Annotated in this window: 14 protein-coding genes; 8 read left to right on the top strand and 6 right to left on the bottom strand. The window is 70.4% G+C overall.

The genetic code is table 11. From position 1 onward, the window contains the following. The first annotated feature begins 397 nt into the window (after window positions 1–397). Complete coding sequence (locus RMT89_RS27180) at window positions 398–847, top strand: PTS glucose transporter subunit IIA (protein ID WP_315886413.1); 450 nt, start codon at window positions 398–400, stop codon at window positions 845–847. A gap of 79 nt (window positions 848–926) precedes the next feature. Continuing rightward, a complete protein-coding gene (gene ptsP / locus RMT89_RS27175) occupies window positions 927–2,597 on the top strand; it encodes a phosphoenolpyruvate--protein phosphotransferase (RefSeq protein ID WP_315886412.1) in 1,671 nt (556 codons plus the stop codon). A gap of 70 nt (window positions 2,598–2,667) precedes the next feature. Here the strand turns inward: ptsP and RMT89_RS27170 are convergent, their stop codons facing one another. Both RMT89_RS27170 and RMT89_RS27165 read right to left on the bottom strand, forming a co-directional pair. After that, the gene (locus RMT89_RS27170) at window positions 2,668–3,561 is read right to left on the bottom strand and encodes a hypothetical protein (RefSeq protein ID WP_315886411.1); all 894 of its coding nucleotides are present in this window, start codon (window positions 3,559–3,561) and stop codon (window positions 2,668–2,670) included. A 133-nt stretch (window positions 3,562–3,694) separates the two neighbouring features. Further along, complete coding sequence (locus tag RMT89_RS27165) at window positions 3,695–5,662, bottom strand: acetoacetate--CoA ligase (RefSeq protein ID WP_315886410.1); 1,968 nt, start codon at window positions 5,660–5,662, stop codon at window positions 3,695–3,697. A 213-nt stretch (window positions 5,663–5,875) separates the two neighbouring features. Between RMT89_RS27165 and RMT89_RS27160 the strand changes: the two genes are divergently transcribed. Next, on the top strand, window positions 5,876–8,242 hold the full coding sequence (locus RMT89_RS27160) for a TIM-barrel domain-containing protein (RefSeq protein ID WP_315886409.1): 2,367 nt from the start codon (window positions 5,876–5,878) through the stop codon (window positions 8,240–8,242). 2 nt (window positions 8,243–8,244) lie between these two features. Here RMT89_RS27160 and RMT89_RS27155 read toward each other — a convergent pair whose 3' ends face one another. Beyond that, the gene (locus tag RMT89_RS27155) at window positions 8,245–8,781 is read right to left on the bottom strand and encodes an NUDIX domain-containing protein (protein WP_315886408.1); all 537 of its coding nucleotides are present in this window, start codon (window positions 8,779–8,781) and stop codon (window positions 8,245–8,247) included. 159 nt (window positions 8,782–8,940) lie between these two features. Between RMT89_RS27155 and RMT89_RS27150 the strand changes: the two genes are divergently transcribed. The 5 genes from RMT89_RS27150 (at window position 8,941) to glpK (ending at window position 14,924) form a co-directional block, all read left to right on the top strand. Continuing rightward, the gene (locus tag RMT89_RS27150; protein ID WP_315886417.1) at window positions 8,941–9,363 is read left to right on the top strand and encodes a zinc ribbon domain-containing protein; all 423 of its coding nucleotides are present in this window, start codon (window positions 8,941–8,943) and stop codon (window positions 9,361–9,363) included. A 4-nt stretch (window positions 9,364–9,367) separates the two neighbouring features. Continuing rightward, window positions 9,368–10,558, top strand: a complete 1,191-nt coding sequence (locus tag RMT89_RS27145) for a lipid-transfer protein (RefSeq protein ID WP_315886407.1) — start codon at window positions 9,368–9,370, stop codon at window positions 10,556–10,558. Between the two features lie 121 nt (window positions 10,559–10,679). Continuing rightward, window positions 10,680–12,332 (top strand): GGDEF domain-containing protein, encoded by a 1,653-nt coding sequence (locus RMT89_RS27140; RefSeq protein WP_315886406.1) that lies wholly within the window; start codon window positions 10,680–10,682, stop codon window positions 12,330–12,332. 332 nt (window positions 12,333–12,664) lie between these two features. Further along, window positions 12,665–13,390: an MIP/aquaporin family protein gene (locus tag RMT89_RS27135; RefSeq protein ID WP_315886405.1), complete on the top strand. Its 726-nt coding sequence runs from the start codon at window positions 12,665–12,667 to the stop codon at window positions 13,388–13,390. Window positions 13,391–13,412: 22 nt separating this feature from the next. After that, complete coding sequence (gene glpK, locus RMT89_RS27130; protein ID WP_315886404.1) at window positions 13,413–14,924, top strand: glycerol kinase GlpK; 1,512 nt, start codon at window positions 13,413–13,415, stop codon at window positions 14,922–14,924. A gap of 78 nt (window positions 14,925–15,002) precedes the next feature. On the opposite strand, the gene RMT89_RS27125 is transcribed toward glpK, so the two are convergent. Genes RMT89_RS27125 through RMT89_RS27115 form a run of 3 tightly spaced genes read right to left on the bottom strand, consistent with a single transcriptional unit; the run spans window position 15,003 to window position 19,626 of the window. Then, a complete protein-coding gene (locus tag RMT89_RS27125; RefSeq protein ID WP_315886403.1) occupies window positions 15,003–15,608 on the bottom strand; it encodes an ATP/GTP-binding protein in 606 nt (201 codons plus the stop codon). Continuing rightward, the gene (locus tag RMT89_RS27120) at window positions 15,589–19,206 is read right to left on the bottom strand and encodes a hydantoinase B/oxoprolinase family protein (protein ID WP_315886402.1); all 3,618 of its coding nucleotides are present in this window, start codon (window positions 19,204–19,206) and stop codon (window positions 15,589–15,591) included. The genes RMT89_RS27125 and RMT89_RS27120 overlap by 20 nt, the downstream gene beginning before the upstream one ends. 24 nt (window positions 19,207–19,230) lie before the next feature. Next, the gene (locus RMT89_RS27115; RefSeq protein WP_186285003.1) at window positions 19,231–19,626 is read right to left on the bottom strand and encodes a DUF742 domain-containing protein; all 396 of its coding nucleotides are present in this window, start codon (window positions 19,624–19,626) and stop codon (window positions 19,231–19,233) included. Window positions 19,627–19,629 lie beyond the last annotated feature (3 nt).

The following is a 19,629-nucleotide window of genomic DNA, read 5'->3' as shown; positions in this document are numbered from 1 at the left end:
ACGCTGTTGAGTTCTCAAGGAACGGTCGCTTCCTTTGTACTCACCCTCACGGGCTTTCCTCCGGGCTTCCCTTCGGTGTTTCCAAACTCTATCAGGGTTTTTCCGACTCCCTGACCACCATCCTGCGGGCATGCAGAAGGTAACCCCGAGATAGGATCTGACAAGTTGGGTGCTGCCAGGCAATGACGCTTGGTTCGCGTCGCTCTGCCTCAAGCAGGAGTACGACTGTACACGGGGCCGCGGAGCGGGTGCAAATCGTTTGGGGTTATGGTCTAGACCACCGGACGGCTCCTCTCATGCGGAACCCGTACTTCATATGACATACCCTGCTGAACAGTGCGCCGTCCGGTACAGGCAGTGACGGCCCATATGAATCTCCACCCCTGGGAGGCTTCCCATGACCACCGTGACGTCCCCGCTCGCAGGACGCGCCATCGGACTGGCGGCAGTGCCGGATCCGGTCTTCTCCGGGGCCATGGTCGGCCCGGGTACAGCGATCGACCCCGTCCGTGAGCCTTCCGAGGCCGTATCCCCCGTGGACGGAGTCATCGTTTCCCTCCATCCGCACGCGTTCGTAGTAGTGGACGAGCAGGGCCACGGCGTTCTCACTCACCTGGGCATCGACACCGTGCAGCTCAACGGCGAGGGCTTCGAGCTGCTCGTGAACAAGGGCGACACCGTGACCCGCGGCCAGAGCGTGGTGCGCTGGGACCCGGTCGCCGTCGAGGCCGCCGGAAAGTCCCCGGTGTGCCCGATCGTCGCTCTTGAGGCCACCGCCGAGGCTCTCGCCGATCTCCGTGACGAGGGCGATGTGAAGGCCGGCGACAGCCTCTTCCTCTGGAAGTGACGTCAGCGCCGTCCTGCGACGGCAAGTAGGGACAACCACCGCGGCGGCGGGATCCGCCGCGCTAACGGAGACGGGTGAGATGGAGACAACGCTGCGAGGCGTCGGCGTGAGCCACGGTGTGGCGATCGGCGAGGTTCGGCACATGGGAACGGCGGTCCTCGAACCGCCGGCCAAGCAGATCCCGGCGGAGGAGGCGGAGCGTGAACAGGGGCGCGCCCGCAAGGCCGTGGAGGCTGTGGCAGCCGACCTGATTGCGCGCGGCAATCTGGCGGGGGGCGAAGCCCAGGCGGTTCTTGAGGCCCAGGCCATGATGGCCCAGGATCCCGAGTTGATGGCGGATGTGGATCGCCGTATCGCCGTCGGCAGTACGGCCGAGCGCGCGGTGTACGACGCCTTCGCGGCGTACCGCGAGCTGTTGGCGAGCGCCGGTGAGTACCTGGCGGGTCGCGTGGCCGACCTCGACGACGTGCGGAATCGTATCGTCGCCCGTCTGCTCGGGGTGCCGATGCCGGGTGTCCCGGACAGCGACGAGCCTTATGTCCTGGTGGCCCGTGACCTCGCGCCGGCCGACACGGCACTGCTGGACCCGACCCTGGTGCTCGGCTTCGTCACCGAGGAGGGTGGGCCCACCAGCCACAGCGCGATCCTGGCGCGGGCTCTCGGCGTCCCGGCTGTGGTGGCGCTGCCCGGGGTCGGTGAGCTCGCCGAGGGCACGTTGATCGCCGTCGACGGCAGCACCGGCGAGATCTTCGTGAACCCGAGCGAGGAGAAGAAGGGGCAGCTGGAGACCGCGGCGGCCGAGCGCAAGGCCGCTCTGGCGGCCTCGACCGGTCCGGGCGCCACGGCCGACGGTCACAAGGTGCCGCTGCTGGCCAACGTGGGTGGCCCGTCGGACGTGCCGGCCGCGGTCGAGGCCGGTGCCGAGGGTGTCGGCCTGTTCCGTACCGAGTTCCTCTTCCTCGACGACAGCAAGAAGGCGCCGTCGGAGGAGAAGCAGGTCGAGGCCTACCGTCAGGTGCTTGAGGCCTTCCCCGAGGGCCGTGTCGTCGTGCGGGTGCTGGACGCGGGTGCGGACAAGCCGCTGGACTTCCTCACTCCTGCCGACGAGCCGAACCCGGCTCTGGGCGTGCGCGGGCTGCGGACGCTGCTCGACCACCCGGAGATCCTGCGCACCCAGCTGACGGCGCTGGCCAAGGCGGCCGAGGGTCTGCCGGTCTACCTTGAGGTCATGGCCCCGATGGTGGCCGACCGTGCCGACGCCAAGGCGTTCGCGGACGCCTGTCGTGCTGCCGGGCTTCAGGCGAAGTTCGGCGCGATGGTGGAGATTCCGTCGGCAGCGCTGCGGGCGCGCTCGATCCTTCAGGAGGTCGAGTTCCTGTCCCTGGGCACCAACGACCTCGCGCAGTACACGTTCGCCGCCGACCGCCAGGTGGGCGCGGTGTCCCGTCTGCAGGACCCGTGGCAGCCGGCGCTGCTGGACCTGGTGGCGCTGTCCGCGGAGGCGGCGAAGGCGGAGGGCAAGAGCTGTGGTGTCTGCGGTGAGGCCGCGTCCGACCCGCTGTTGGCGTGTGTGCTGACGGGCCTGGGTGTCACCTCCCTTTCCATGGGTGCGGCGTCGATTCCCTATGTGCGGGCGACCCTCGCCAAGTACACGCTGGCGCAGTGCGAGCGGGCCGCGGCTGCCGCGCGGGCGGCGGACAGCGCCGAGGGAGCGCGTAACGCGGCGCAGGCCGTGCTGTCCGGCGAGTAGTCGGTCCCTGGGCGCTGATCGTCCGGTCTTGAGGGGCGCTCCATCTTCGGGTGGGGCGCCCCTCCCCCATTCAGTGCGCGTGTCCTGACGCCGCTCCCGCTTCTCCGAGGTCCGGCGGGACGGTGTAGTCGACGCCTGACTCCGGGGAGATGAGATCGCCGGACTCGATGTCCGTGCAGTACGCGTCGAAGACTTCGCCGGCGGTGAGGGGTTCGAGGCCGTCTCCGCGCAGGCGCCAGCCGTAGATGGTGTCGGTGGTGCCGGGTGTGCTGGTGCGCATGACGAGTCCGCCGGCGCTCTGGGTGGCGATGCCGAGAGCGAGCACTGTCGTGAATTCGAGGGCTTCGGCCTCGTCGAGTTCTGTGGTGCCGCCCGCGTCCACGTCGGCGTGCAGGACGGAGACCAGTGCTTCTGGTGTGCCGGAGACGCTGCAGACGAGATGCCGATGGCCGGGGCGGGCGGTCTCGAGGATCCGGACGAGCAGGGACGAGGCCCGGGCGAAGGCGGCGCGGCCGATGTCCTCGCCGCAGGTGGCGCAGGTTCCCAGGCGGGCCAGGAGGGTGGACGCGTACTCCCACGTGGCCTGGCGGACTGCCTCGTCGATGAGGTCCGGGACGAGGTCGGCCAGGGGCTGGCCGTCGTAGGGAAGGGTGGGGCCCGTGGTGGCGAGTTCGGCGGTGAAGCGGGTGCGGCTGGACGGGTTGTCGGGGTCCAGGCCCGTGTCGGCGCAGAATTCGGCGTATTCCTGCGGGTCGAAGAGCGCCACTGTGGTGTGGCTGCCCTGGGAGGTTCGTGTTTTGAGGAGCGCCTCGACCTGTTGGAGGTAGATGGTGTGGTCGTCGAAGGTGAAGCTGCGATAGCGCCGCATGGCGCGGAAGTCGTGCTCGTCGGTGAGCACGCCGATGGTGCCGGCGATTTCGCGGCGCAGGACGCGTCGCATGGTCTGGTGGTCGGTGTACGCCATGGTTCCCCCTGTGCACGGTCGATCAATGCTCACTCACAGTAACCGGGGGCACTGACAATGGGCCTGGCCTCGGACTTTGCCGATGTGTTCGGCGGTTCGAGGCCAGGCTGCGGGGCTGTTCCGGCGCCCTCTGTCAGGAGCGCTTGCGGGCGAGGTCCTCGTAGAAGTGCAGGAGGTCGAGGTTGTCGATGGAGCCCGGGTTGACGGCCTTGTCCAGGGGGGTGCCCTGGAGGAGGCGCTTGACGGGTACCTCGATGCGCTTGCCGGTGAGGGTGTGAGGGACGCCCGGTACCTCGATGACCTCGTCGGGAACGTGGCGCGGTGAGAGCTGTTCGCGGATGGTCTGCTTGATGCGGTCGAGCAGGGTCTCGTCGAGGACCGCTCCGGGAGCCAGGTGGACGAAGAGCGGCATCCAGTAGCCGCCGTCGGGCTGTTCGATGCCGACGACCAGGGATTCCTTGATCTCGGGAAGCCGCTCGACGGCTTCGTAGATGTCGGCCGAGCCCATCCGGACGCCCTGGCGGTTGAGCGTGGAGTCGGAGCGGCCGTGGATGACGACCGAGCCGCGTGAGCTGACGGTGATCCAGTCTCCGTGGCGCCACACGCCGGGGTAGGTGTCGAAGTAGCTGTCGTGGTAGCGGCTGCCGTCGGGGTCGTTCCAGAAGTGGATCGGCATGGAGGGCATCGGGTTGGTGACCACCAGCTCGCCGACCTCGTCGATCAGAGGCTTGCCGCTCGGGTCCCAGGACTGCAGGTCGGTACCGAGACTGGGGGCCTGGAGCTCGCCGATGTGGACGGGGAGGGCCGGTACGGCTCCCGCGAAGCAGGAGCAGACGTCGGTTCCGCCGCTGACGGAGGCGATCCAGAGGTTCTCGCGGACCTCGTCGTGCAGCCAGCGGAAGCCGTCGGGCGGCAGCGGTGAACCGGTCGTCGCTACGCACTGCACCTTCGAGAGGTCGAAGTCGCGTCCCGGGTGCACGTCCGCTTTGCGGCAGGCCATGACGTAAGCGGCGGAGGTGCCGTACAGGGTGGCGCCGGTGCGTTCGGCGACGCGCCACTGGGCGCCGGTGTCCGGGTAGCCCGGGCTGCCGTCGTAGAGGACGATCGTGGTGCCGGTGAGGAGGCCGGAGACGAGGAAGTTCCACATCATCCAGCCGGTCGAGGTGTACCAGAAGAACGTGTCCTCGGGGCCGAGGTCGCAGTGCAGACCGAGTTGTTTGAGGTGCTCGACGAGGATGCCGCCCTGGGACTGGACGATGGCCTTGGGCAGGCCGGTGGTGCCGGAGGAGTAAAGCACCCACAGGGGATGGTCGAAGGGCACCTGCTCGAAGACGGGTTCGGTGTCGGCGCCGGTGAGGGCCGACCATTCCAGGGCGCCGTCGGGGGCTTCGGTACCGAGCAGCGGGATGTGGACGACGGCGCGCAGGGTGGGCAGTTCGCGGCGCAGTTCGGCGACGGTGTCGCGGCGGTCGTGTTCCTTGCCGCCGTAGCGGTAGCCGTCGACGGTGAACAGGACGACCGGTTCGACCTGCTGGAAGCGGTCGAGGACGCTGCGGGCGCCGAAGTCGGGGGCGCAGGAGGTCCAGACACCGCCGACGGCCGCCGTGGCGAGCAGGGCGACAACGGCCTGCGGGATGTTCGGGAGGTAGCCGCTGACGCGGTCTCCTGGGCGTACGCCGAGGGCGCGCAGTTCGGCGGCGAGGGAGCCGACCTGGCGGCGCAGCTCGGACCAGGTCACCGGGGTGGGTTCGTGGGTCTCGTCGACGTGGAGGAGCGCGGGTTCGTCGGCGCGGGTCGCGGCGGCGCGGAGGGCGTGTTCGGCGTAGTTCAGGGTCGCCCCGGGGAACCACTGGGCGCCCGGCATCGCGCGGCTGCCCAGCACGCGCGCGTAGGGCGTCGAGAACCGTACAGCGAACCACTCGGTGACGGCTTGCCAGAAGGTGTCCAGTTCGTCGACGGACCAGCGGTGCAGTGCCGCGTAGCCGCCTTCGGCCGGGGCTCCGTGGCGTTCTGAAGCCCAGGCCTGGAACTTTGTGACCTGTGCCTGGGCGATGCGTTCCGGATCCGGCTGCCAGAGCGGCTCGGGGTTCAGGGTCGACATGGGGCGGCTCCCGGACTGTGCGCGTGGTGTGCGTCGTCCGCGCACGAGCTGGGGTGTGCGCGTGACGCGGCTGACACGGACGATGCCATGTGATCGACTCCTGCACCAGGGTGCGCCCCACATAGTCCGTGTCGTGAAGATGTGGTCCCAGCACGGGTGAACGGCAGTTGAACGACACGCACGCGTGGGGCAGTCAATGGCAGGCTGAGCAGCATGGACGGTCGTGACCTGGTGCGTTCGATGAAGGTGGTCGGTTCTACGGGGGCGGCCCAGGGGTTGCGTACCGTGCGGGCGGCATGGCGCAGGCGGCGCGCGGATGCCGCCGGGCTGCCGCCCAGGGGGGCCGAACGCGCGCGCGTGCCCGGACCCGTGCAGCATGTGGAGCCCGGGCCGGGCGGTGGCGTCCTGCGGTTCAGCCGGACTCTGCTGCGCATCACGGTGACGGTGAACGGTGCCGTGTTCTGGGGCTGGGACGGGGCGGAGGCCGAGCCGTCGTACGCGCTGGCCGGACGGTGTCCGGAGCCGGATCCCCGGGCCCTCCTGGAGCCGGACAAGGACGGCGGCTGGCGGGTGGTGGCCGAACGGGTGACGGTCGTGGTCTCGCGACACGGTGCCGTCGAGGTGCGGACGCCCGGTGGCGTCACTCTGCGCCGTGATCTGCCGCCGCGGTGGTGGGAGCCGGTGGCGGGCGGTCAGGCGCGCTGGATGCAGCGGTCGGAAGTGGCCGCTGACGCGCGATTCTTCGGGCTCGGCGGGCGGGCCTCGGGGCCCCGGCTGAAGGACGGGACGTACCACCTGTGGAACACCGACCCCGGTCATGCCTTCGGGCCGGACGACGATCCGCTGTACATCACGATGCCGGTGCAGATGGTGGTGGCCGACGCTGCCACGCATCTGGTGTTCCACGACACCTCGTGGGACGGCACGGTGACGTTGCGGGAGGGCGAGGAGGGGGCCGGTTCCGGGCACGACCGGGCCGGGACGTGCGAGCTGCGGATGGAGGGCGGGCCGCTGCGCTGCTGGGTCATGGTGGGCACGCCCGCGCGCGTGCTGCTCACCTGGGCCTCGCTCACGGGGGCGCCGGCTCTGCCGCCCGCGTGGGCGCTCGGGCACCATCACGCGCGGTGGGGCTTCGGCAGTGAGCAGGAAGTGCGGCGGATCGTTTCGGGGTACCTGGAGCGCAGGCTGCCGCTCGACGCGGTCCATCTGGACATCGACCACTATGACGGCCATCAGGCCTTCACCGTCGACCATGATCGCTTCCCGAAGCTGCCCCAGCTCGCCGAGGAGCTGCGACGGGACGGGGTCCGGCTGGTGTCGATCGTCGATCCGGCGGTCAAAGCCGTTCCCGGCAACGCGGTGTACGACAGCGGGTCTGCGGTGGACGCGTTCGTGCGGGACGCCTCCGGCCGGCTCGTGGAGGGAGTCGTCTGGCCGGGGGAAGCGGTGTTTCCGGACTTCACTCACGCACGCGTGCGTGAGTGGTGGGGCGGGCTCTACGAGGAGCGGCTTGCGCAGGGGTTCGCGGGCTTCTGGCACGACATGAACGAACCCACGTCGTTCGCCGCGTTCGGGGAGTCGACGCTGCCGCGTTCTGCCCGGCATTCCCTGGAGGGGCGGGGCGGCGACCACCGCGAGGCGCACAACGTCTACGGGCTGTGCATGGCCAGGGCGGCGTACGAGGGGCTGCGCGAACTGGCGCCCCAGGAGCGGCCCTTCGTTTTCTCTCGCTCCGGCTGGGCCGGTCTCCAGCGCTACGGCGGGACGTGGTCGGGTGATCTGGCGACGGGGTGGCCCGGACTGCGGGCCTCCTTGTCCCTTGTGATGGGGCTCGGGCTGTGCGGAGTGCCGTACTCGGGGCCGGACGTGGGGGGTTTCGACGGGAATCCGTCTCCCGAGCTCTATCTGCGGTGGTTCCAATTGGCCGCGTATCTGCCGCTGTTCCGTACGCACGCGAGCATGCGGGCCGGGCGCAGGGAACCGTGGGAGTTCGGTCTTGAGGTGTTGGAGCACGCGCGCGTGGCGCTTGTCGAGCGCCGGCGGCTGCAGCCGTACTTCGTGACGTTGGCGCATCTGGCTCGGCGGACCGGGGCCCCCTATGTGCGGCCGCTGTGGTGGGGCGCTCCCGAGGACCGGGCGTTGCGTGACTGCGAGGACGCCTTCCTGCTGGGTGACTGTCTGCTGGTGGCTCCGGTCCTCGATCCGGGCGCGGACCGGCGTGCGGTGCAGCTGCCGCGGGGGCGGTGGTACGACACGGCGACGGAGCGGGTGTACGAGGGGCCGGGTCAGGTGCTGGTCGACGCGCCGCTGTCCCGTATCCCGGTGCTCGCGCGCGCGGGTGCGGTCCTGCCCGTGCGTGGGGAGGACGGCGGACTGGAGCTGGAGGTGTGGGCACCGGCCCGGGGCCGGACCGGGGGCGGGCTGGTCGTGCCGGACGCGGGCGACGGCTGGGACGAACCGGAGGTCGAGCGGTACGTCGCCCGGTGGGAGGGCCGGCAGGTGGTCGTGGAGCGGGAGAGTGAGGGCGGCGTGAGCGAGCCGCCCTACCCGGTGCGGATGCGAGGGCTCGCGCAGGCCTGAGCTCAGATGTAGCGGCCTTCGAACCAGGCCCGTACGACCACGGTGTGCAGGGGGAAGGCAAGCTCCTCCGGGCGGCGCAGGAGGTGCCAGCCCTCCGTCTCGTCCGTCTCGGCGGACGGCGGGAGGGTGTCGGCCGGCCGCTCCGGGAGAAGCCCGAACAGCAGGAGATGGCCGTCGGGCGAGCTCATCGCGTCCACCAGCCGTACATCCCGGGCGGCGGCGTCGATGCCGGTCTCTTCCTTGAGCTCGCGGACCACGGCCTGCCGCCAGTCCTCGCGGTGGTCGAGGTAGCCGCCGGGCAGAGCGACGCTCCCGCGCGCGGGAGCGATGGTTCGCGTGATGACGACCAGGGCAGTGCCCTTCGTGTCGTACACGGGCTGGAGCGCGACGGCGACCGGGAGCGGACTGCGGTAGGCCACCGTGCCGCAGACCGGGCACGTGCGGGGCCAGCCGGTGACGCCCTCTCCATAAGGCGCCCCACAGCTCGAACAATGCGAGCTGGGCGCGGAGTTGGGGTTGGAGTGTTGAGTTTCGGACACGCGGCGGACTGTATCCGATCACGGGAAGGACGTCTTCCGGGGGCGGGAGCTGCACTGGGGTGGAGGGACCGGTGCCCATTCCCGGATGCCCGTGGCACACTTCTGACGTTCCGTCAGATCCGTTCCCGGGGAGGGGTTTTGTCACGTACACGTACGCCCGTGGTCGCCGGATGGTTCGCTGGGGACGGAGACGACTTCCGGCTTCTCGGAACGCGCTGCTCTGCCTGCGCAACTGTCTTCTTCCCCCGTGACGACGCGCACTGTCGCAACCCCGGGTGCCCCGGCGGCGATCTGGAGGAGGCCCCGCTGTCCCGGCGGGGCCGCGTCTGGTCGTACACGGACAGCCGATATCGACCGCCGTCACCCTATGTGACCAATCCGGAACTTCCGTGGGAGCCGTACACGTTGATCGCTGTGGAACTGGCCGCCGAGCGCCTGGTGGTGCTGGGGCAGGCGGCTCCCGGCGTCACCGTCGGTGATCTGGCGGTGGGCATGGAGGTGGAGATCGTGCCGGGCGTGCTCCATGAGGACGCGGAGGCGGTCTGGACGACCTGGCAGTGGCGGCCGACGAGGGGGCGGTGAGGGTATGGCGGGGGATGTGGCGGTGCTCGGCGTGGGGCTGCACCCGTGGGGCAAGTGGGGGCGCCGCTTCGTCGAGTACGGCGCGGTGGCCGCTCGTGCCGCGCTCGCCGACGCGGGGTTGGAGTGGCGGGACGTCCGGTCGATCGTCGGCGCGGACACCGTGCGGGGCGGTTATCCGGGGTATGTCGCCGGGGCGACGTTCGCGAAGGCGCTCGGCTGGCAGGGTGCCCGGGTCACCAGCGTGTACGCCGCGTGCGCGTCCGGGGCGCAGGCCATTGGTGCCGCGCGGGCGCAGATCCTGGCAGGGCTGGCGGACACGGTGCTCGTGGTGGGAGCCGATGCCGCCCCCAAGGGCTTCTTCCGGCCGGCGGGAGGGGACCGGCCCGACGATCCGGACTGGCTCCGCTTCCGGGTCCTCGGGGCGACGAATCCGACGTACTTCGGGCTGTACGCGCGCCGGCGCATGGCGCTGCACGGGGACACGCCCGAGGACTTCGCGCAGGTCAAGGTGAAGAACTCCACCATGGGGGCGCTCAATCCGTACGCGCGCTATCGCAAGCGGGTCACGGCGGAGGAGGTGGCCGCCTCGGCGGTGGTCGCCGATCCGCTGCGGCTGCTGGACATCTGCGCGACCTCGGACGGCGGGGCGGCGCTGGTGCTGTCCAGCATGGAGTTCGCGCGGCGGCACGGTGTGGCGGAGCCGGTGCGGATCCGCGCAGTGTCGACGGTGACCCCGCGCTACCCCAACACCGTGCTCGATCTGCCGGACATCGCGACGGACTCGGCCGTCGTGGTGGAGCCCGGCGCGGAGCCGTTCCGGGCATCGATCGCCACCGCCGCCTACGAGGAGGCGGGGGTCGGCCCCGAGGACCTCTCCCTCGCGGAGGTCTACGACCTGTCCACCGCGCTGGAGTTGCAGTGGTACGAGGATCTGGGACTGTGCGCCGAGGGCGAGGGCGCGAAGTTGCTGCGGGAGGGCGCGACGAGCCCGGGTGGTCGTATACCCGTGAACGCCAGCGGCGGGCTCGCCTCCTTCGGTGAGGCCGTTCCCGCCCAGGCTCTCGCCCAAGTGTGCGAGCTGACCTGGCAGTTGAGGGACGCTGCGGGCGAGCGCCAGATCGCGGGCGCGCGGGTGGGTGTCTCGGCGAACCAGGGGTTGTTCGGGCATGGCTCGGCAGTGATCGCGGTGCGCTGATACGGGCGGTGGACGAGGGGCGAATGTGGGAGGAGTCCACGCTCTGTGACCATCCCGGAATCCTGCGTGAACGTCTCATGAACTGGGCTCGGGCGCGCGAAGGGAGCGCGATTATGCTCCCGTGCACTCCTGGTCGGATACTCTCCGCTTCGCCTTCCAGCCGGTGGTCAATCTGACGACCGGTGGAGTGGCGGGGCTGGAGGTTCTTGCCCGTCCGGAGACCGGCGACATCCTCGCCGAAGCCCGGCGGGACCCCGAACTCGACAGCGGCCTCGCCGTGTCGGCGGTCCGGGCGGCCGCCCGCAAGGAGACCCTGCTGCCGCTGCACGTCAACGTCTTCGCAGGGACCCTCGCCGACCTCGGCGGACTGTCCCAACTGGCCGACGCCGTACGGGGGGCGGGCCGGATGCCCTGGGAGGTGACCCTCGACATCGTCCCACCGTACACACACGTACCTCAGCAGGCGCTGCTGGAGGCGGTGGCGGCCCTGCGGGAGCAGGGCTTCCGGATCAGCGCGGACGGTGTCGGGGACGGCGACGTACCCCTGCGGCTCCTCGTCGACCTGGCGCCCGACCTCGTGAAGCTCGACGCGTCGCTGCTGGCGCGGTCGGCGGCGGTGCGTGCGATGCGGACCCTGTGCGACGAGCTGGGTGCGCTGTTGTGCGTGGAGGGTGTCGAAACGGAACTGCAGTGCGCGGCGGCGGTTTCGGCCGGCGCGCAACTGGCACAGGGCGAGCTGTTCGCGCCGCCCGCCCGGCTGCCCGCCGCGGACGTATACGTTCCGCCCCGCCGCCCCGGGGGCGGAACGCCTCAGCGCTCGGGCCCGGCGGTGCGGGAGTTCGTACGGCCCGCCGCCCTGCTGCCCGCCACCGCCTCGGCCGGCCAGGTACGCACTCTCCTGACCGGATCACCGGACGTGTCCGGGGTGCTGCTCATCGACACGCGCGGGGTGCCCGTGCGCTCAGTGCACCGCTCCCGCTTTCTGCTGTCCATGTCGGGGCGCTACGGCCATGCCCTGTACGCCGATCGCCCGGCGTTCAAACTCGGCGATCCGCCCCGGACGGTCGGCGTCGACGCCACCGCCTGGGAAGTGCTGGACGTTGTGGCGGTCGGCGACCGGGACCGTACGTCCGACGACGTGGCGGTCGTGGACCGGTACGGGCGGTGTGTGGGCGTCGTACGGCTCGCGGATCTCGTACGGGCGCTCGCCGAGTCGCGTGTCGAGGAGGCGGCCGGGCTCAACCCGCTGACGCGGCTGCCGGGTTCGGACGCCATCACCGGCGAGGTGGACCGGCGGATCGCGGACGGGCTGACGTTCGCCCTGAGTTGGCTTGATGTCGACCACTTCAAACAGGTCAACGACGGCGCGGGATTCGCGGCCGGCGACGAGTTGATCCGGGCGGTCGGCCGGACCTTGCAGCATGCGGCGTCCGACGGCACGCGCGTGGGGCACATCGGCGGCGACGACTTCCTGGTGCTTGCGGATCCGGAGGGCCTTGACCCGCTGGCCGCCACCGTGCTGGACGCCCCTTGGTCGGCGGGCGGACGGCCCGTCACGCTCTCCCTGGCGACGGTCCTGTGCGTGCCCGGGAGCGTCGCGGACCACCGGCAGGCGGCCGCCTGCCTTGCGCCGTTGAAGCAGGCCGCGAAGTCCTTGCGCGGGGCCAGTTGGGTGCTGGGCCGTGCCGGGCTGCCCGGTCATGAGATCCGGCGCGGCGCCGGAGCCGCGGCCGCGCAGGCGCAGTGGGCGGTCGTGGAACCGGGCAGGGGCTGAATCCGGGGCCTGTCCCTGTCATGTACGGCCGCACAGGCGTGCCCTCAACCGTTGCCGTCCGCGACCTTGACGCCCTTGGGACACCGGTGAACACTTCCGGTGTCAGTCGACATCGCCGTACATTCACGGCGTACCAGGCACTGCGCCGCGCGGGCTCCGCCTGATCCAGCCACGGCCACTCCCCGGGGGCGATGCGACGACGACGGCACGCTCGTCACGGACGCCGGGCGGGGCGCGGGACACTCCCTGCCTTCGGCTGAAGTCGCCGTGGGAAACGCACCCTGCACGGAGGGCCGGGGTCGATCATCCCGGGCCAGGGCCTAGGAGCCGCCATGAGCAATGGAGACATCTTCCTCGGTGAGGTCATAGGAACCGCGATCCTGATCCTTTTCGGCGCCGGAGTCGTCGCCGCCGTCGTACTCAACTACTCCAAGGCGAAGGACGCGGGCTGGGTCGTCATCGCCTTCGGCTGGGGCTTCGGGGTGCTGGCCGGGGCGTACACGGCCGCGCCGCTGTCCGGTGGGCATCTGAACCCGGCGGTGACCTTGGGGATCGCGGTCGACACCGGGGAGTGGGACAAGGTCCCCATCTACGTCGCCGGGCAGATGGTCGGCGCGATCCTCGGCGCGGTGCTGTGCTGGCTGGTCTACTTCGCGCAGTTCCAGGCCAACGCCGAGGAGGACAAGGCGCAGCCGACCCTCGGGATCTTCTCCACCGCGCCCGCGATCCGCAATCCCGTGGCGAACCTCATCACCGAGATCATCGCGACCATCGGACTGGTGCTGCCGATCCTGGCGTTCGGACTGACCGAGGGGCTCGGCGAGTCCGGTACGGCGATCCTGATCGTCTCCTTCCTGGTGGTCGGCATCGGTCTGTCGCTCGGCGGTCCCACCGGATACGCCATCAACCCGGCCCGCGACCTGGGCCCACGGTTGACGCACGCCGTCCTGCCGATCCCCAACAAGGGCACCTCGGACTGGGGTTACGCGTGGATCCCGGTGGTGGGACCGCTGATCGGCGGGGCGCTGTCCGGGCTCATCTTCAACGCAGCCTTCTGAAGGAACCGACGAAGGGGACGTCATGACGGACAAGTTCGTCGCCGCTATCGACCAGGGCACCACCTCCAGCCGCTGCATCGTCTTCGACCAGAACGGCGCGATCGTCGCCGTCGACCAGCGCGAACACCGCCAGATCTTCCCCAAGCCGGGCTGGGTGGAGCACGACGCCACCGAGATCTGGTCCAAGGTGCAGGCGGTCGTGGCCGGGGCCCTCGCCAAGGCCGGGCTGCGCGCGGACCAGCTCAGCGCGCTCGGCATCACCAACCAGCGCGAGACGACCGTCCTGTGGGACCGCGCGACCGGCAAGCCGGTGCACAACGCGATCGTGTGGCAGGACACCCGCACCTCGGCACTGTGCAACCAGCTCGGCGGCTCGGACGGGCAGGACCGTTTCCGCGAGCAGACCGGGCTGCCGCTGGCCAGCTACTTCTCCGGGCCCAAGGCGGCCTGGCTGCTGGACAACGTGCCAGGGCTGCGGGCCCGGGCCGAGCGCGGCGAGATCGCCTTCGGCACCATCGACTCCTGGCTGATCTGGAACCTCACGGGCGGCACGGACGGCGGCCACCACGTCACTGACGTGACGAACGCCGGGCGCACCATGCTGATGAATCTGGAGACCCTTCAGTGGGACTCCTCGATCCTCTCCGCCATGAACGTCCCCGAGGCGGTGCTGCCCGAGATCCGGTCGTCCGCCGAGGTGTACGGCACCGCGGTCGGCCAGCTCGCCGGGGTGCCGGTCGCCTCCGCGCTGGGCGACCAGCAGGCGGCGGTCTTCGGGCAGGCCTGCTACGACGTGGGCACCGCGAAGAACACGTACGGCACGGGCAGCTTCCTGCTGCTCAACACCGGCAACCGGCCGGTGCCGTCGAAGAGCGGCCTGCTGACGACGATGGGCTACAAGATCGGCAGTGAGGCGCCGGTGTACTGCCTGGAGGGGTCGATAGCCATAACGGGTGCGCTGGTCCAGTGGTTCCGCGACCAGCTCGGCATCATCCGCACCGCGGACGAGATCGAGTCCCTGGCGGCCAGTGTCGAGGACAACGGAGGCGCGTACATCGTGCCCGCGTTCTCCGGCCTGTTCGCGCCGTACTGGCGGTCCGACGCGCGTGGGGTGGTCACCGGCCTCACCCGGTACGTCACCAAGGGGCATCTCGCGCGCGCCGTGCTGGAGGCGACGAGCTGGCAGACGCGCGAGGTCGTGGACGCCATGTACCAGGACTCCGGAGTGCAGATCACCACCCTGAAGGTGGACGGCGGCATGACGAAGAACAACCTGCTCATGCAGCACCAGGCGGATGTGCTCGATGTGCCGGTGATCCGCCCCCGGGTGTCCGAGACGACCTGTCTGGGCGCCGCGTACGCGGCCGGGCTCGCGACCGGTGTGTGGAACGACCTCGACGAGCTCAAGGCCCATTGGCAGAAGGACGTCGAGTGGACGCCGTCGATGGAGGCGGCGGTGCGGGACCGTGAGTACCGCAACTGGCGCAAGGCCGTGGAGAGGAGCTTCGGCTGGCTGGAGGACGGCGAGGAGTAGACACGCGCGCGTGCGGTGCTCCACGAGCCGCGGCCCGTACCCCGGTCGGCGGGGGGACGGGCCGTGCGCACGCCGGGTTCAGGTGGTGACCGCCTGCCTGCGGTCGGCCGCGTAGGCCATCGCGTGCTGGACGACCCCGATGAGGACCTCCTTGACGGACTCCCGGTCGCGGGCGTCGCACAGCACGACCGGCACGTCGTCGTCGAGGTCGAGGGCGCGCTTGATGTCCTCGGCCGGGTAACGGGCGGCTCCCTCGAAGCAGTTGACGCCGACGAGGAAGGGTATGGAGCGCCGTTCGAAGTAGTCGACGGCGGCGAAGCAGTCCTCCAGGCGGCGGGTGTCGGCCAGCACGACGGCACCGAGCGCGCCCTCGGAGAGCTCGTCCCACATGAACCAGAACCGCTCCTGGCCGGGCGTCCCGAAGAGGTACAGCACAAGGTCCTCGCGCAGCGTGATGCGGCCGAAGTCCATCGCCACGGTGGTGGTGTTCTTGCCCTCCACCCCGCTCGTGTCGTCGATGGGGCGGCCGGCCTCGGTGAGGAACTCCTCGGTGCGCAGCGGCCTGATCTCGCTGACCGCGCCGACCAGGGTGGTCTTGCCCACCCCGAAGCCGCCGGCCACCAGGATCTTGAGCGTGACGGGCTCGACCGGGGGCTTGCCGCGCTCAGAACGCCCGAAGATCATCGATCTCTTCTCCTGCTTGATGGGGGTCGGGCGACGGTGTGCCGTAGCCTCCGCCGCCGGGGGTTTCGATGACGAGTACGTCGCCGGGGCCGACGTCCGCCGCGCCGCTGCCGGCGAGTGCGGTGACCGTGCCGTCCGCCCGCTCCACACGGTTGGCGCCGAGCGCGCCCGGTTCGCCGCCGGCCAGGCCGTACGGCGCGACCCTGCGGTGCTGGGAGAGCGTGGAGACGGTCATCGGCTCGTGGAAGCGGATCCTGCGCACGGCGCCGTCCCCTCCGCGCCACCGTCCGGCACCGCCGCTGCCGCGCCGGACGGCGAACTCGTCGAGCTGCACGGGCAGTCGCCACTCCAGCACTTCGGGGTCGGTGAGCCGCGAGTTGGTCATATGGGTCTGTACGACGGGCGCGCCGGGGAAGCCGTCGCCCGCGCCGGATCCGGAGGCGACGGTCTCGTAGTACTGGTGGCGTTCGTTGCCGAAGGTGACGTTGTTCATGGTGCCGGAGCCCTCGGCCTGGACGCCGAGCGCCGCGTAGAGTGCGCCGGTGATCGCCTGGGAGGTCTCCACATTGCCCGCGACGACCGCGGCCGGCGGTTCGGGCGCGAGCATGGAGCGAGGCGGTACGACGATCCTCAGGGGGCGCAGACAGCCGTCGTTGAGCGGGATGTCGTCGTCGACGAGGGTGCGGAAGACGTACAGGACGGCGGCGTTGACCACGGCGAAGGGGGCGTTGAAGTTGGTGGCCAGCTGTGGTGACGTACCGCTGAAGTCGACGGTGGCGCAGCGGTTTTCCCGGTCCACGCGCACGCGTACCCGGATGACGGCGCCGGAGTCGGTCTCGTAGGCGTACTCGCCGTCGTCGAGGGCGTCGATGACGCGCCGGACGGCCTCCTCGGCGTTGTCCTGCACGTGCCTCATGTACGCCTGGACGACATCGAGGCCGAAGTCCTCGATCATGCGGGCGACTTCGTCGACGCCCTTCTGGTTGGCCGCGACCTGGGCGCGCAGGTCGGCGAGGTTGGTCTTCGGGTTGCGGGAGGGGTAGGGCGCCTCGGTGAGCAGCCGGAGGGTCTCCTCCTCGCGGAAGCGGCCGTCCTCGGCGAGCAGCCAGTTGTCGAAGAGGATGCCCTCCTCCTCGATGCTGCGGCTGTTCGCGGGCATGGAGCCGGGGGCGATGCCGCCGATCTCGGCGTGGTGGCCGCGGGAGGCGACGTAGAAGAGGATCCCGTCACCCTGGGTATCGAAGACCGGGGTGATCACGGTGACGTCGGGCAGGTGGGTGCCGCCGTGGTACGGGTCGTTGACCGCGTAGGTGTCGCCGGGCCGCATCGAGTCGCCGCGGCGGCGGATGACCTCCTTGACGCTGGTGCCCATCGAACCCAGGTGGACGGGGATGTGGGGGGCGTTGGCCACCAGGTTTCCGTCCGGGTCGAAGAGGGCGCAGGAGAAGTCCAGGCGCTCCTTGATGTTGACGGACTGGGCGGTGGACTCCAGGCGAGCGCCCATCTGTTCGGCGATCGACATGAAGAGGTTGTTGAAGACCTCAAGCAGAACGGGATCCGCTTTCGTGTCGAGATCGGAACTCTCCGTGATCGCCGCGCGTTCCATGACCAGATGCCCGTCGTCGGTCGTCGCGGCCCGCCAGCCGTCGTCGACGACGGTCGTCGCGCCGGCCTCGGCGATGATCGCGGGGCCGGTGACGGATTCGCCGGGAGGAAGGTCCTCGCGGCGGTGCAGGGGTACGTCGCGCCAGGCGCCGCCCGTGTGGAGACGGACGGAGTCGGGGGCGGAGGCACGGCCTTGGTGGGTGGCCAGGGCGGAGAGATCGGGGGGTTCGGTGATGCCGGTGGCTTCGACGGAGAGGGCTTCGACGACGATCGGGCGGTCGAGGACGAAGGAGTACGTGGCGCGATGACGTTCTTCGAAGGTGCGGCGCATGGTGCCGGGCTCGGTGAGCTCGACGGTGAGCGTGGTGTCGGTGCCGTCGTAGCGGAGCTGCGCGCGGCGGACGACCTTGACGCGGTCCTCGGGGACGTCCTCGGCGAGGAGTTCGGAGCGTGCGGCGGCTGCCAGGTTGTCGGCGGTCTTGAGGACGCCCGGCATCGAGGCGGCCTCCAAGGGGGCCTCGACGGACTGTTCGCGCATGGCGGTGGTGTCAGCGAGGCCGATGCCGAGCGCGGACAGGACCCCGGCCATGGGCGGCACGAGGACGGTGCGGATGCCGAGCGAGTCGGCGACCATGCAGGCGTGCTGGCCACCCGCACCACCGAAGGTGGTGAGGGCGTAGCGGGTGACGTCGTGGCCCTTCTGCACGGAGATCCGCTTGACCGCGTTGGCGATGTTGGCGATGGCGATCTGGAGGTAGCCCTCGGCGACCTGCTCGGGGGTGCGGTCGTCTCCGGTGCGTTCCCGGATCTCGCGTGCGAGGACGGCGAACCGGTCGCGGACGAGGTCCGCGTCGAGCGGCTGGTCGCCGTCCGGGCCGAACACCGGCGGAAAGTGGGCCGGTTGGATCCGGCCGAGCATGACATTGGCGTCGGTCACGGCGAGCGGGCCGCCACCGCGGTAGCAGGCGGGACCGGGGTCCGCGCCCGCCGAGTCGGGGCCCACGCGGTAGCGGGAGCCGTCGAAGTGCAGGACGGAGCCCCCACCCGCCGCGACGGTGTGGATGTCCAGCATGGGGGCGCGCAGCCGGACACCGGCGATCTGGGTGGTGAAGACGCGTTCGTACTCGCCGGCGAAGTGCGACACATCGGTGGAGGTGCCGCCCATGTCGAAGCCGATGACACGGTCGAATCCGGCCAGCTGCGACATGCGGGCCATGCCGACGATGCCGCCTGCGGGGCCGGAGAGGATGGCGTCCTTCCCGCGGAACTGCCCGGCTTCGGCCAGACCGCCGTTGGACTGCATGAACATCAGCCGCACACCGTGGAGTTCGTCGGCGACATGCTGGACGTAACGGCGCAGTACGGGCGAGAGGTAGGCGTCGACGACGGCGGTGTCCCCACGCGGTACGAGTTTCATCAGCGGGCTGACCTCGCTGGACAGCGAGATCTGGGGGAAGCCGATGCGGGTGGCGAGTTGCCCGACGGCCTGTTCGTGGGCCGGGTGGAGGTGGCTGTGCATGCAGACCACGGCGACGGCACGGATCCCGTCGTCGTAGGCCTGTTGCAGCGGCCCGGAGAGGGCTTCCAGGTCGGGGGCGCGCAGGACGGTGCCGTCGGCGGCGATGCGTTCGTCGACCTCGACGACCCGCTCGTACAGCAGCTCCGGGAGTTCGATGCGGCGGGCGAAGATGCGGGGGCGGTTCTGGTAGGCGATGCGCAGGGCGTCGCGGAAGCCGCTGGTGATGACCAGGAGGGTGCGCTCGCCCTTGCGTTCCAGGAGGGCGTTGGTGGCGACGGTGGTGCCCATGCGGACGGCCTCGACGGGCTCCTCGGAGCCGTTCATCAGTCGGCGTACGCCGGCGACGGCCGCGTCGGAGTAGCGTGCCGGATTCTCCGAGAGCAGCTTGTGCGTGAGCAGACGGCCGTCCGGACGTCGCGCGACGATGTCGGTGAAGGTGCCGCCTCGGTCTACCCAGAACTGCCAGCCAGTCACGTCACTACCCCGCTTCCGCGCCGGTCACAGCGCCCGGAGGCCGTTGATCACATCGCGCAGGATACTCTCGTCGACCAGTTCCGCCGGGGGAACGGGCCGGTTCACATGGACGAGTTCCCCGTCCACCAGGTCCCCGACAAGGACCCGTACCACTCCGATGGGGAGGTCGAGTTCGGCGGCGAGTTCGGCGACCGACTGGGGGGTGTCGCGGCACAGCTCGACGATGTCCACGTGTTCCGGCGACAGGGTCGAGTCGGGTTCCGGATCGTCCGCGTGCGACTCCGTAACGACCACCGCGATGAGGTCGAGGCGGTGCTGGGCCGCGCTGGTGGTGCGGCCGCGCGTCATGGCGTACGGACGGACGACCGGTCCGGCCTCGTCGTCGAACCAGTGGCTTCTTCCCTGACCGTCTGCGCTCATGTC

Source organism: Streptomyces sp. P17, from assembly GCF_032436805.1.
Classification (GTDB): domain Bacteria; phylum Actinomycetota; class Actinomycetes; order Streptomycetales; family Streptomycetaceae; genus Streptomyces.
This window is presented reverse-complemented; position numbering and strand designations above follow the sequence as displayed.